Source organism: Planobispora longispora (genome assembly GCF_016863135.1).
In the GTDB taxonomy this organism is placed as follows: Bacteria; Actinomycetota; Actinomycetes; order Streptosporangiales; family Streptosporangiaceae; genus Planobispora; species Planobispora longispora.
The window spans coordinates 211,880-224,658 of record NZ_BOOH01000039.1; the positions used below are offsets into that span (position 1 = coordinate 211,880).

Below are 12,779 nucleotides of genomic sequence, written 5' to 3' on the forward strand. Positions count from 1 at the left end.
CGTGACCGCCGGACCGGAGGGGGTTCGAGGAGGAGAACCCCGGGTCAGGAGTGACCCAACGGCTCGTCGGAGGAGTCGTCGTCCACCGAACCCGCCAGGTCCGCCCCGGGGGTCTCCTCCAGGTCGTAGGCGTGGTCGTCGAGGATCGGGGCGGCCGGCTCGGCCTGGGGCGGCGCCACCGTGGCCTCGGAGTGCGCGCCGCAGCCGTGGTCGGCGGCCACCACCCGGCCGTCGTCGGGGGCGTACTCGTTGGCGCAGACGCCGAAGCCGGTGCGCAGCGCGCCCGCGAGCGGCCAGTAGAACCCGCAGGTGGAGCACTGGGCGGGGGCGGCGTGCGCGATGGGGGTGTGCGGGCCGGCCTCGCCGGCGTGCCAGCGCCGCACGGCCAGGTCGCGGCCGAGGGCGGAGAGCACCCGGGCGCGGCCGAGGCCGTACTCGAAGATCATCTGACGCTCGTTCTCGTCATCGGTCTCCGTGAAGCCCGGGGCGAGCCGGACGTCGTCGTCGGTGGCGGGCAGCAGGTCGCCCACACCGAGGTCGCCGGGGCGCAGCCGTTCGCTCCACGGCACCCACGGGGGCGCGAGCAGGGTGCCGGTGCCGGGCAGCAGCACGACCTCGCTGACCGTGACGTTGCGCGCGCGGGCGGCGCGGACGACGGTGACCGCCCAGCGCCAGCCCCGGTAGGCGCGGTCGAGGCAGGCGAAGTAGTGGGTGACCACCCGGTCGCCCTCGGCCTCGACGCCGAGGTGCTCGCCGATCTCTTCCGGCCTGACGTTCTCCTCGACCGCGGAACGGGCCAGGTCGACCGCGGCGGCGCACGCCTGGTCGAGAACTGCAGAGCGAGATCGAGTACGGGTCACACTTCATTCTCGCCCATACCCGGAGCGGACGGCACCTGTACCGGTCAACACCGCCGGGAACGGTGTCGCCGCCGACCGGCCCTCGGGGTGAAAAACGGCATTTACCGGGAATGTGCCGCGCCCCCGACGCGCCGGGCGGCGGGACCGAACGGGATCGAGCTAAATCGAGCGGGATCGAGCGGGATCGAGCAGACGCCGGACGGCGGACCGGGTCCGCGCCGGGTGGCGGAACCGGGTAACAGAACCGACCGGACCGGACATCGCGCCTGTCCTTCGGGTAAGACTGGATTCGTGGCAGATGGCTGGGAGCAGACTCGGCGAACCGCGGGAGAGGCGTCCCGCCGATTCGGCCGTGCCCTCGCCGGAGCGGGCCGGGCGACCGTACAGGCCGGGCGGGCGACCGCGCGGGGGGGCAAGATCGCGGGACAGGCGACCGCGCGGGCCGGACGCGGCGTGGCGGACGCGACGCGCGGCGCCGGCCGGGCCGCGCGGCGGCTGACCCACGCCCAGGGCGCGGGCCGTACCGGCCTGGGACAGCTGATCGAGCTGACCGCCGCGCACAGCGCGGGCGACGCGCTGGTGACCGCCGCGCTGGCCGGGACGCTGTTCAAGCTGCCGGTGAACGAGGCCCGCGGGCAGGTCGCGCTCTACCTGCTGATCACGATGATCCCCTTCGTGGTGGTCGCGCCGTTCGTCGGCCCGGTCCTGGACCGGTTCCGCTCGGGCCGTCGCTTCGTCATGGCGGGCACGCTCTTCGGCCGCGGCCTGCTCTGCTTCGCGATGGCGGCGGCGGTCGTCTCGGAGGACGCGTTCACCATCTTCCCCGCGGCGCTGGCCGTGCTGGTGTTGTCGAAGGCCTACAACGTCTCACGTGCCGCGATCATGCCGAGCGTGCTGCCCGCCGACATCGCGCTGGTCACCGCCAACGCCAGGGTCGCGCTGTTCGCGCTGGTCTCGGCGGGGGTGGCGGTCCCGGCCGGCGCGGGCGTCAGCGCCTGGCTCGGGGCCGAGTGGGTGCTGCGCGCGGCGATGCTGCTCTTCCTGTTCCAGGGGGTGCTGGCGGTACGGCTCCCGCGCCACGTCGACTCCCCCGACCTGGAGGAGCTGCAGGACGAAGACGACGATCGGCCGCCCCGCTGGCGCACCATGCTCAACGTCGGCCCGGTGGTCGCCGAGTCGATGAAGGCCAACGTCGCCATCCGCTTCTACTCCGGCTTCATGCTCTTCTACCTGCTCTTCCTTGTGCAGGAGAAGAAGCTGCCCGGCCTGGCCCCGACGGTCACCATCGGCGTGCTGGCCCTCGCCGCCGGAGCGGGCGGCCTGATCGGCGCGGGCGTCGCCTCCTGGGTGCGCAGCCATTCGCCGCAGATCATCGTGCTGATCACGCTCGCGCTGGCGGCGGCGGCCACGGTGGTGGCGGCCGTGACGTTCACGCTGTGGACCGCGGTGGCCGTCGCGCTGGTGGCCGCCTTCGCCCAGGGACTGGGCAAACTCGCGCTGGACGCGATCGTGCAGCGCGAGATCGGCGAGGAGGTGCGCTCGTCCACGTTCGGCGTGGTCGAGGCGTTCCTGCAGATCTCCTGGGTGGTCGGCGGTCTGGTCGGGCTGCTGCTGTCGCTGTTCGCCGCCGGTTCCGCCGGGCTCACCGTGATGGCCGTGGTGCTGGCGGGCTCTCTCGGCTGGCTGCTGGTACGGCGCCGCGTGCGGGTCCAGGCGCGGGACGCCAGGGTGGAGGCCGCCCGATCCGCGGAGACCGAGCCCGTCCCGCAGGAGGAGGCCGGAACGCGGCGGGAAGGACCGCCGCGGCAGGAGCCGGGGAAGGGCGGGCCGAGGAAGGGCGGATCGGGGAAAGAGGAGCCGCGGCAGGAGGCCGGGCCTCGGCAGGAGCGCCGGCCGCCGGCCCCGGAGGACCGGTCCGGGGGGACCACCACCGTCATACGGCGCGACGATCCCCCCACGGAGAAGCACACCAAGCCGCTGACCAACCCGCACGGCTGAGGGGGACGACCGGCCGCCGGTCACCCCTCGGACCGCCGGTCAGCCGTCCAGGTCGTCGGCCACGGCCCGGAGCACCGTGGCGATCTTCTTCGCGTGCACGGCCTCGGGGTGCTTGCCCTTCTGGTAGGACATGGAGATCGTGTCCAGGAGCTTGATCAGGTCTTCCACGATGACGACCATCTCGTCGGGCTTCTTGCGCTTGCCCTTCGGCTTGGCCGGTTTGGCGAGGGTCGGGGGCTGGTCGATCACGCGGACCGAGAGCGCCTGCTGTCCGCGCCGCCCCTCCGCCACGCCGAACTCGACCTTCTGACCCGGCTTGAGGGAGTCCACGCCGCCGGGGAGCGCGGACGAATGCACGAAGACCTCACCGCCGTCGTCGCGGGTGAGGAAGCCGAAACCCTTGTCGGCGTCGTACCACTTGACCTTGCCACTCGGCACAGGGGTGACCTCGTTCAGACTGTCGTGAAAAGGATGGAAGTAGGTTATGCCCATGGAAGGCGGAGGGCGACCGTGTAAACAGGCGCCGACCGGAGTGTCTTGAAACGGCCTCACACGAGCGCGGTCTGCGCCCGCCACCCGTCGAACCAGCCGGCGAACTGCGTCAGATCGCCCAGCACGACGTCAGCTCCGTGCTCACGCAACTCTCCTGCCGGATAGAGACCAGTGGCCACCGCCACGCTGACGGCGCCTCCCGCCCGCGCCGCCTCGATGTCGGCGACGTGATCTCCAACATAAGCCGCCGCGCCGAAAGTCGCGAGAGCCGGACCCTTGTCCGCTCCGAAAACCGACCCGGCGACCTCGTTCACGTCCAGACCGAGGAACTCCACCGTGCTCTTCGCGTCACGGACGTTCTTGCCGGTGACCACGATGACCTTGCCTCCGGCCCGCCGTACCGCGTCGACGGCCTCGCGCGCGCCGGGCATGAGGCTGGTGGCGGGGATGGCGAGCGAGGGGTACAGCGACCTGAAGACCGTGACGGCCTCGGGGATCTCGTCCGCGGGAAGCCAGTTGGCCAGCTCCCACTCCAGCGGCGGTCCCAGCCGGGCGACCACGGCGGCGCTGTCGATGGCCACTCCCATGCGCAGTGCCAGCTCGTCGTAGACGGCGGCGATCCCGGCACGGGTGTCGGCGAGCGTCATATCGAGGTCGAACCCCACAGATTGCATACTCCGCAGCATGCCAAACGCCGACATAACTGGGTAATCGCGGCTTATCCCTCGATTCGCCCCGCCGGTCTCTCCAGAGTCGGCGGCGCGGGGCGACGGCTCCGCATGCCGCCCGTGGCGGCGCTGTACGTGGTGACACCACTGTGGAACCCTTCAGGGAAGGAATTACTTACTGCACCGGAAAGTTGCCATTGCCACAGGTGGTGACGGGGCGAACCGACTCCCGGCGGGTTCCGCACTGGATAAGGTCGTGATGGAGGTATCGGAGCCGAAATGAGCAGATCGACGCGCGAGCGGATCATCGATGAAGCCCTGCGGCTGTTCGCCGAGCGGGGATACTCGGCGACCTCGGTGGCCGAGATCGAGGCCGCCTCGGGTCTCTCGCCCGGCGCGGGCGGGCTCTACCGGCACTTCAAGTCCAAGTACGAGGTGCTGGCCGCGGCGATGAACGAGCACGCCGCCCGGACCCGCGCGCAGATCGCCGAGACCCTGGCCGAGATGAGCGCCGTCGACGCCACCCTCGACGTGGAAGCCCGCCTGGCGCACCTGTGCAGGGCGGGGCTGGCCAAGGTCCGCGAGGAGAGCGAGCTGACGCGCGTCTTCTTCCGCGACCTGAGCCAGTTCCCCGAGCTCGTGGCGATCGTGCGCGAGGGGCTGCTGCAGCCCATGTTCGACGCGATCACCACCTGGTTCCGCGCCCAGCCCGAATACGCCGGAGCCGACGTCGACTGGCCCGCGATCGGCGCCGTCCTGGGAGGCGCGGTGGTCCACTACCGCCTGTTCCAGGAGACGGTGGGCGAGCCCCCCGGCCGCGCGGAGCGCGAGCGTTTCGTGGCCGCGTGGGTGCGGCTCGCGCTGGGCCTCCTGCCCCACCCCGCGGTGCAGACGGTGAGCTGAGCCGCCTTCCGGCCGACGCCGCCTTCCGGCCGACGCTGCCCTCCGGCCGGCGCCGCCCTCCGGCGGACGGCCGGCTAGCGCGGCCTCCCGGTGAACGGGGCGGGCGGGTTGAACAGACGGTAGGCCAGCCAGAGGACGCCCAGCACCGTGCCGATGATGAACATGGACCCGCTCACGTCCTGGAAACCGCTGAGCATCCGGCCGAGATCGCCCTTCGCGCGGGCGATCGCCACCGCCGCGCCGCCGATGGCGTAGACGAGCACCGGAGCGGCCACTCCGAGCACCTTGTCCCCGACCTCCCATCCCGGGCAGGACAGCACGACCACCGTCCCGACCGCCCACACGATGAACGGGATCGAGAAGATCGCGATCGGCGCGAGGGAGGCGGGGACGAGAAGCCCCGCCACGGCGAGCACGACGACCCCGACGACCTCGCGCGGGCGCGAGGCCAGGATCGACCCCGCGTCGGACCGCCATCCGCTCCCCCGGCCGCCGGACCCCGTCCCCCCGCGCTCTCCGTCGTCGAAGTCTCCTCCGCCCCTTCCGGCTCCGGGCATGCTCCGGCGTCCCCGGCCGCCCATGCCTCTCCGCCGGCCCCGGCGTCCCCGCCGAGCCCCCGGTTCCTCCGGTCCGGACTCCCCCAGCCCCAGGAGGTCGTCGCCCTCCGGGACGGCCGGGCCGCCGCGCGCCCGGCGCCGGGCGAGGCGCCCGCCGGTCTCCCGCCCGGCCAGCGTCTTCCTGGCCTCCTCGGTGAACCGGGCCACTCCCGGCGGCATCCCCTGCGACGGCCGTCTGCCGCCCGGCACCGGGATCTCCCCCGGGCCCGGCCGGGCCGTGGGCGGGGGCTTCGGCGCCACCGCGGGCAGCTCGCGGGTGACCGCCTCCGCGGAGGCCATGAGGGTCGGGGAGTCGTCCACCGGCGGAGCCTGGGTCTCCTCCAGCCGCCTGACCTCGCGCGCCACCAGGGCCGCCGGGTCGCCGAACACGGCGAGCACCTTCTGGACGGCGGCCAGGCTCTCCGCCCCCCTGCGCTCGGCGTCGATCCGCTCGCGCAGCCTCCGGACGAAGTCGAGCCGCTGGTCCTGACGCAGCACGCCGTGAGCGGCGTCGGCCACCTTGCTGACGTACTCCAGGACGAGCTGGTCGGCACGCTCGATCACACTGCCATCCTCCCTCGGCGCTTCCCCGCCCGCGACCCCTTCCCCGATTCAGTGCCGATCGGACGAGCGACGCCATTTCCCCAGCATTGCCCCAGAGACACATTGTCGGTAGGGCGTCTTACCATTGACGGAATGAGCACGGACTTCGCGGAGTGGCTGCGCGGCCGGAGCGACGAGCAGCTACGGGAGCTCGTCGCCCTGCGTCCTGAGCTCATCACTCCGGTCCCCGCCCACGTCGAGGGCCTGGCCGGGCGGGCGAGCAGCCCGTCGGCCGTCGGCCGGGTGCTCGACCGGCTCGACCGGTTCACGTTCGCGGTCATGGAGACCGTCGCCGTGCTCCCCTCGCCGATCGCCTGCGCGCCGCTCCGCGACCAGGTGGCCCGGGCGCTGCCGGAGCCCCCGGGGCCGGCGGACTCGCTGTTCGAGGCCAGGTTCCGGGAGACGCTCGACCGGCTGCGGGCCCTGGCCCTGGTCTACGGTCCCGACGAGGCCCTGGCGCCCGCGCCGGGCGTGCGGGAGGTGCTGGACGCCCCCGCGGGCCTGGGACCACCCGCGGCGGAGGTCTTCCGCCACCACCACCGGGAACGGCTGGCCGAGCTGATCGAAGACCTCGGCGGCGCCGGCGACTCCAAGGAGGAGCTCGCCGCGCTGCTGGCCTGCCGGGAGACCCTGGAACGGCTGCTGGAGGAGGTCTCGCCGCAGGCGCGCTCCGCCCTCGACGAGCTGGCCTGGGGCCCGGCCGGGGGCCGGGTGCCCAACGCCCGCCGCGAGGTGCGGGCGGCCACCGCCCAGTCGCCGATCGAGCAGCTCCTGGCCCGCGCGCTGCTGGGCGCGACCGGTGAGGAGTCCGTCGTCCTGCCGCGCGAGGTCGGGCTGTTCCTGCGCGGGGGCCGGATCCACCGCGACCTGTCGCCGGTCCCGCCGCCGCTCGGCGGCGTCGAGCGGGACCGCGCGCTGGCCGACCGGACCGCGGCCGGGCAGGCTTTCATGTTCACCCGCGCGGTGGAGGAGCTGTGCGAGCGGTGGAGCATCGACCCGCCCGGCGTCCTGCGCGGCGGCGGCCTGGCCGTACGCGACCTGAAGCGCGCGGCGACGCTGCTCGACCTGCCCGAGTGGGTGGCCGGCCTGATCGTCGAGGTGGCGCACGCGGCGGGGCTGGTGGCGGCGAGCGGCGCGGTCGACGGCGAGTGGCTGCCGACCCCCGTCTACGACGCCTGGAAGGTGCGCCCCGCCGAGGAGCGCTGGGTCGCGCTGGCCACCACCTGGCTCACCATGGACCGGGTGCCGGGCATGATCGGTGAGCGTGACGAGCGCGACCGGCTGCGCAGCGCCCTCCACTCCGACCTGCGCCACCCGGCCGCGCCGGAGGTCCGCACGACCACGCTGGGCCTGCTCGCGGCGGCCGCGGAGGCGGCTCCCGGGACCGCGGGGTCCGGGGAGCCGCGCGTGACCGGCGGAGCCCGCGGGGCTCGCGGGGCCCAGGGCCGCGGGGTTCGCAAGCCGGCCGGGGCGGCGACCGTCCTGGCCCCGACACCGGAGGCGATCCGCGAGCGCCTGGCCTGGGAGCAGCCCCGCCGCCGCGGCGCCCACCGCGACCGCCTGATGGAGTTCACGCTGCGCGAGGCCGAGCAGATCGGGATCACCGGTCTGGGCGCCCTGTCCGGTCACGGGCGCGCCCTGCTGCCCGCCGTGCCGGGCGGCGAGGGCGGGGGCCGTACGGCGCCCGCGGCCGAGCTGCTGGCGCCGCTGCTGCCCGAGCCGCTCGACCACGTGCTGCTCCAGGCCGACCTGACCGCCGTCGCCCCGGGCCCGCTCACCGGCGAGCTGAGCCGCTGGCTGGCGCTGGCCGCCGACGTCGAGTCCACCGGCGGCGCGACGGTCTACCGGTTCTGCGAGGGGTCGATCCGGCGGGCGCTGGACGCCGGGCAGGGCGCCGACGAGATGCTGGCCATGCTGGAGCGGCATTCGAAGACCCCGGTCCCGCAGCCGCTCGGCTACCTGGTGACCGACGTGGCCCGGCGCCACGGCCGCATGCGGATCGGCACGGCCAGCGCCTACGTGCGCTGCGACGATCCGTCGGTGCTCGACGAGGTCATGGCGGACCGGCGGGCGACCCCGCTCCGGCTGCGCCGCCTGGCCCCCACGGTGATCGCGTCCAAGACCTCCCGGGCCACCCTGGTCGACGCGCTGCGCGCGATGGGATACGCCCCGGTGGCCGAGTCCCTGGACGGCGACGTGATCATCACCCAGCTCGACGTCCGCCGGACCGAGGGCCCGCCGCAGCCCCGGGTCCCGGTGGTCTTCACCGGCCCGGACACCGACGTGATCGCGGCGGCGGTGCGCGCCGTACGCGCCGGAGACGCCGCCCACCAGGCCCGGCGCAGACCGGTGGACGCGCCCGCCGGTCAGGTGCCCCGATCCCCGGCGACCGCCACGATCAGCGCCCTGCGCGACGCCATCCGGCAGGGGTCCCAGGTCTGGATCGGCTATCTCGACTCCCAGGGCAACGCCACCAGCCGCATCCTCGAACCCGCCCGGATGGAGGGCGGTTACCTGACGGCCTACGACGAGACGCGGGCCGCGGTGCACCGCTTCGCCCTGCACCGCATCACGGGGGTCTCCGAGATCCAGGCGTAGCGGCGCAGGGGCGCGTCAGACCGGCGGCCCGATCCGGGTTGACGCCGTGGCCGTACCGGATCACGTTGGCCTTATGGGCGCTGAGCACACGCTGGGCCGGCTGGCCGAGGATTCGTGGAACCGGTTCGGAGACTTCGACTCGCTGTATTACGAGGGGACCTGGCACCGGGCGCTGACGCTCGCCGAGCGGGCACGGCGCGCGGCGGGCGGCTTCGGCGCGTTCGGCATCAAACCGGGTGACCGGGTGGTCGTCATGATGGCCACCTGCCCGGAGGTGCCGATCGTCTACCAGGCGCTCTGGGCCGCCGGGGCCGTGGTCACCCCGGTGGTGTTCCTGGTCGGCGTGGAGGAGCTGCGGCACATCCTCGCCGACAGCGGCGCCGCGGCGGTGATCACCTCCCCCGAACTGCTGGAGACCGTGCAGGCCACCGCCGAGCAGACCCCGGTGATCGTGGTGGGCGACGCCCCGCCGGGCACGACGCCGTTCTCCGAGATCGAGGCGGCGCAGGAGCGGGGCGCGGCGGCCCGGGACTCCGGTGACCTCGCCGCGCTGATGTACACCGGCGGCACCACCGGCCGGGCCAAGGGCGTCATGCTCACCCACGGCGGGCTCTGGCACGTCTCGAAGGCCGCCTGGGAGATGTCCCACCTGCCCGGAGTCGACCGGGCGATCGTGCCGGTCCCGCTCTCCCACGCCTACGGGCTGATCGTCACGATCGCGGGCATGCACGCCGTCGAGCCGCCTCAGGCCGTGCTGATGCGCTGGTTCGACGCCAAGGCGTTCCTGAGCCTGGCCGTCGAGCAGCGCGTGCAGTACGGCACGGTGGTCCCGGCGATGCTGCAGATGCTGCTGGCCGAGCCGCTGGAGGAGTTCGACCTGCCGGAGCTGCGCTATCTGACCTGCGGGGCGGCGCCGCTGGGCCGGGAGGTGCTGGAGGAGTTCGAGCGGCGGGTGCCGGGCGTGCAGATCCTGGAGGGGTACGGCCTGACCGAGACCAGCGCGGTCACCACCTTCAACCCGCCCGGCAGGCGCAAGGTCGGCAGCGTCGGCCTCCCGCTCCCGGGCTACACGATCACGATCCGCGACGACGACGGCGAGGAGCAGGAGATCGGCGACGTGGGGGAGATCTGCGTCCGAGGCGAGGCCCTGATGACGGGGTACTGGACCGGCGACCCCGGCGCGGCCGCCCCGGACACCGCGCCCGTCCCGTCCACGACGGCGCTGGTGGGCGGCGAGCTCTACACCGGCGACATCGGCTGCCTGGACGACGACGGATACCTGCACGTCGTGGACCGGAAGAAGGACCTGATCATCCGGGGCGGCTTCAACGTCTTCCCCCGCGACGTCGAGGACGCCCTGAACGAGCACCCCGACGTGGTGATGTCCGGCGTGGTCGGCCGCCCCGACCCGGTCCACGGCGAGGAGGTCGTGGCCTTCGTCCAACTCCGCCCGGGGGGCGAGGTCACGGCCGAGGACCTCATCGACTGGGCCCGGGTCCGGGTCGGCCGGGTGAAATACCCCAGGGAGCTGCACTTCACCGACTCGATCCCGGTCACCAGCGTCCTCAAGCTCGACCGCAAGGCCCTGCGCGCCCGCCTGGGCGAGCGCGAGGACCTCGGTGACGCCGGGACCGGTCCATCCCGGCCGTGATATCTGTTGAGTACACACACCCTTCCGCACAGGTGAGACGGATTCTCCAGTGAGCAGTGGCACCCCCGAAGGCCCCAGCACGAACCCGGGCGACTGGAAGAGCCCTTACAGCACCGGGCCCGGCCAGACCCCCGGACACGGCGGGCAGCCCTCCGGCGATGAGGCTCCGGGCTCCGGCCAGGGCGGCTACGGCCAGTCCTCCCCGGGGTACGGGCAGAACGATTACGATCGGACCTCTCCGGGCTACGGGAACCACGGTCCGTCCTACGACGCCTACGGGCAAGCGGGTTACGGACAGGGCGGCTACGGCCAGGGGTACGGTTACGGGCCTCCGCGGCATCCCAACGTCGACGGGGTCAGGACCCACGCGACCATCGTTCTGATCATCAGCATCTGCCTCGCGCTGAGCTGCTTCCTCACTCTCGGCGGCATCGCCGGGGTCGTCCTGTCGGCCATCGCGCTCAGCAGGGTCGATCAGGAGACCCATCGGGCCGGTTACCTGCTCAAGTGGGCCTGGATCAGCATCGGCATCAACGTGGGGCTGCTCATACTGGGAGCTGTCACCTTCATCACCGCGGGCGTCAACGGCGTCTTCGACTGAAGCCCGCCGGATCGGGGACTGTCCGGCCGCGTTCTCTTGTTGGATATGCGGTAGCCGTACCCGGGGTGTGTCCGGCGGCCTTCCCCCGCTCCGCGGACCGGACGGCCGGACGCCCCGTGAGGATCCATCAGACACGCCCGAGGGGAGATTCAGTGGCCGACGGCCCGCTGATCGTGCAGTCCGACAAGACCCTGCTGCTGGAGGTCGACCACGAGAAGGCCGACGCCTGCCGCAAGGCGATCGCGCCCTTCGCCGAGCTGGAGCGCGCGCCCGAGCACGTGCACACCTACCGGATCACCCCGCTGGCGCTGTGGAACGCGCGGGCCGCCGGGCACGACGCGGAGCAGGTGATCGACGCGCTGATCGGCTTCAGCCGCTACCCGGTCCCGCACGCGCTGCTGGTGGACATCGCCGAGACCATGGCGCGGTACGGCAGGCTCCGGCTGGAGAAGCACCCCCTGCACGGGCTGGTGCTGACCAGCACGGACCGGGCCGTGCTGGAGGAGGTCCTGCGCTCGAAGAAGATCCAGCCGCTGCTGGGCGAGCGGGTGGGCGACGACGGGGTGGGGGTGCACCCGAGCGAGCGCGGCAACATCAAGCAGCTCCTGCTCAAGCTGGGCTGGCCCGCCGAGGACCTCGCCGGTTACGTCGACGGCGAGCACCACCCGATCACCCTGGCCGAGGACGGCTGGGAGCTCCGCTCCTACCAGCGCGAGGCCGCCGAGGCGTTCTGGCACGGCGGCTCGGGCGTGGTCGTGCTTCCCTGCGGGGCGGGCAAGACCATCGTGGGCGCGGCGGCGATGGCGCACGCCAGGGCCACCACGCTGATCCTGGTGACGAACACGGTCTCGGCCCACCAGTGGAAGCAGGAGCTGCTGCGCCGGACGTCCCTGACCGAGGACGAGATCGGCGAGTACACCGGGACCAAGAAGGAGATCCGGCCGGTCACCATCGCCACCTACCAGGTCATGACGACCCGGCGGCAGGGCGTCTACCGGCATCTGGAGCTGTTCGACGCCCGCGACTGGGGCCTGATCATCTATGACGAGGTGCACCTGCTGCCGGCGCCGATCTTCCGGATGACCGCCGACCTGCAGGCCCGGCGGCGGGTCGGGCTGACCGCGACGCTGGTGCGCGAGGACGGCCGGGAGGGTGACGTGTTCTCCCTGATCGGTCCCAAGCGCTACGACGCGCCGTGGAAGGAGATGGAGAACCAGGGCTGGATCGCCCCGGCCGACTGCGTCGAGGTGCGGGTGACGCTCAGCGACGAGGAGCGGCTCGCCTACGCGATGGCCGAGGCCGAGGAGCGCTACCGGTTCTGCGCGACCACGCCGTCCAAGACCCGCGTCACCGAGGCGCTGGTCAGGCGGCATCCGGACGAGCAGGTTCTGATCATCGGCCAGTACATCGACCAGCTCGACGAGCTGGGCGAGCACCTGGACGCGCCGGTGATCAAGGGGGAGACCAAGGTCAAGGAGCGCGAGCGGCTGTTCCAGGCCTTCCGCGACAAGGAGATCCGGGTCCTGGTCGTCTCGAAGGTCGCCAACTTCTCCATCGATCTGCCGGAGGCGTCGGTGGCCGTCCAGGTGTCGGGCACCTTCGGGTCACGGCAGGAGGAGGCCCAGCGGCTCGGCCGGGTGCTGCGCCCCAAGTCCGGCGGGGGCGGGGCCCGGTTCTACTCCGTGGTCAGCAGGGACACCGTGGACCAGGAGTTCGCCGCCCACCGGCAGCGGTTCCTGGCCGAGCAGGGATACGCCTACCAGATCATCGACGCCGACGACGTGCTCGCCGGAGACTGACCCGTCCTGC

The 12,779-nt window shown here is 72.9% G+C and carries 10 protein-coding genes; 6 read left to right on the forward strand and 4 right to left on the reverse strand.

The features are described 5' to 3' along the window. Nucleotides 1–44: 44 nt before the first annotated feature. Entirely contained in the window at nucleotides 45–860 is an 816-nt protein-coding gene (locus Plo01_RS24370) for a DUF3027 domain-containing protein (protein WP_203892988.1), read from the reverse strand. Nucleotides 861–1,151: 291 nt separating this feature from the next. On the opposite strand from Plo01_RS24370, the gene Plo01_RS24375 reads away from it, so the two are divergent. Next, nucleotides 1,152–2,858 carry an MFS transporter gene (locus Plo01_RS24375; protein WP_239316942.1) on the forward strand — a complete coding sequence of 569 codons (1,707 nt, stop codon included), beginning with the start codon at nucleotides 1,152–1,154 and terminating at the stop codon, nucleotides 2,856–2,858. A gap of 39 nt (nucleotides 2,859–2,897) precedes the next feature. On the opposite strand, the gene Plo01_RS24380 is transcribed toward Plo01_RS24375, so the two are convergent. Further along, nucleotides 2,898–3,296, reverse strand: coding sequence for a cold-shock protein (locus tag Plo01_RS24380; protein WP_203892989.1), 399 nt, complete (start codon nucleotides 3,294–3,296; stop codon nucleotides 2,898–2,900). Nucleotides 3,297–3,406: 110 nt separating this feature from the next. Continuing rightward, a complete protein-coding gene (locus Plo01_RS24385) occupies nucleotides 3,407–4,024 on the reverse strand; it encodes an HAD family hydrolase (protein WP_203892990.1) in 618 nt (205 codons plus the stop codon). 273 nt (nucleotides 4,025–4,297) lie between these two features. Here Plo01_RS24385 and Plo01_RS24390 point away from each other — a divergent pair, with 273 nt between their 5' ends. After that, nucleotides 4,298–4,921: a TetR/AcrR family transcriptional regulator gene (locus tag Plo01_RS24390; protein ID WP_203892991.1), complete on the forward strand. Its 624-nt coding sequence runs from the start codon at nucleotides 4,298–4,300 to the stop codon at nucleotides 4,919–4,921. A gap of 74 nt (nucleotides 4,922–4,995) precedes the next feature. Here the strand turns inward: Plo01_RS24390 and Plo01_RS24395 are convergent, their stop codons facing one another. Further along, complete coding sequence (locus tag Plo01_RS24395; protein ID WP_203892992.1) at nucleotides 4,996–6,081, reverse strand: hypothetical protein; 1,086 nt, start codon at nucleotides 6,079–6,081, stop codon at nucleotides 4,996–4,998. A gap of 132 nt (nucleotides 6,082–6,213) precedes the next feature. Here Plo01_RS24395 and Plo01_RS24400 point away from each other — a divergent pair, with 132 nt between their 5' ends. The 4 genes from Plo01_RS24400 to Plo01_RS24415 all read left to right on the forward strand — a co-directional run bounded on the left by Plo01_RS24400 (nucleotide 6,214) and on the right by Plo01_RS24415 (nucleotide 12,769). Then, complete coding sequence (locus Plo01_RS24400; protein WP_203892993.1) at nucleotides 6,214–8,718, forward strand: helicase-associated domain-containing protein; 2,505 nt, start codon at nucleotides 6,214–6,216, stop codon at nucleotides 8,716–8,718. A gap of 73 nt (nucleotides 8,719–8,791) precedes the next feature. After that, nucleotides 8,792–10,369: a class I adenylate-forming enzyme family protein gene (locus Plo01_RS24405; protein WP_203892994.1), complete on the forward strand. Its 1,578-nt coding sequence runs from the start codon at nucleotides 8,792–8,794 to the stop codon at nucleotides 10,367–10,369. 49 nt (nucleotides 10,370–10,418) lie between these two features. Then, nucleotides 10,419–10,970: a hypothetical protein gene (locus tag Plo01_RS24410; protein WP_203892995.1), complete on the forward strand. Its 552-nt coding sequence runs from the start codon at nucleotides 10,419–10,421 to the stop codon at nucleotides 10,968–10,970. A gap of 152 nt (nucleotides 10,971–11,122) precedes the next feature. Continuing rightward, entirely contained in the window at nucleotides 11,123–12,769 is a 1,647-nt protein-coding gene (locus tag Plo01_RS24415; RefSeq protein ID WP_203892996.1) for a DNA repair helicase XPB, read from the forward strand. Nucleotides 12,770–12,779: the final 10 nt, after the last annotated feature.

Bases quoted from the DNA above. Each gene is read 5' to 3' on its own strand.
- Plo01_RS24400 (WP_203892993.1), top strand. From the start codon at position 6,214: ATGAGCACGGACTTCGCGGAGTGGCTGCGCGGCCGGAGCGACGAGCAG.
- Plo01_RS24385 (WP_203892990.1), bottom strand. From the start codon at position 4,024: ATGCAATCTGTGGGGTTCGACCTCGATATGACGCTCGCCGACACCCGT.
- Plo01_RS24390 (WP_203892991.1), top strand. From the start codon at position 4,298: ATGAGCAGATCGACGCGCGAGCGGATCATCGATGAAGCCCTGCGGCTG.
- Plo01_RS24405 (WP_203892994.1), top strand. From the start codon at position 8,792: ATGGGCGCTGAGCACACGCTGGGCCGGCTGGCCGAGGATTCGTGGAAC.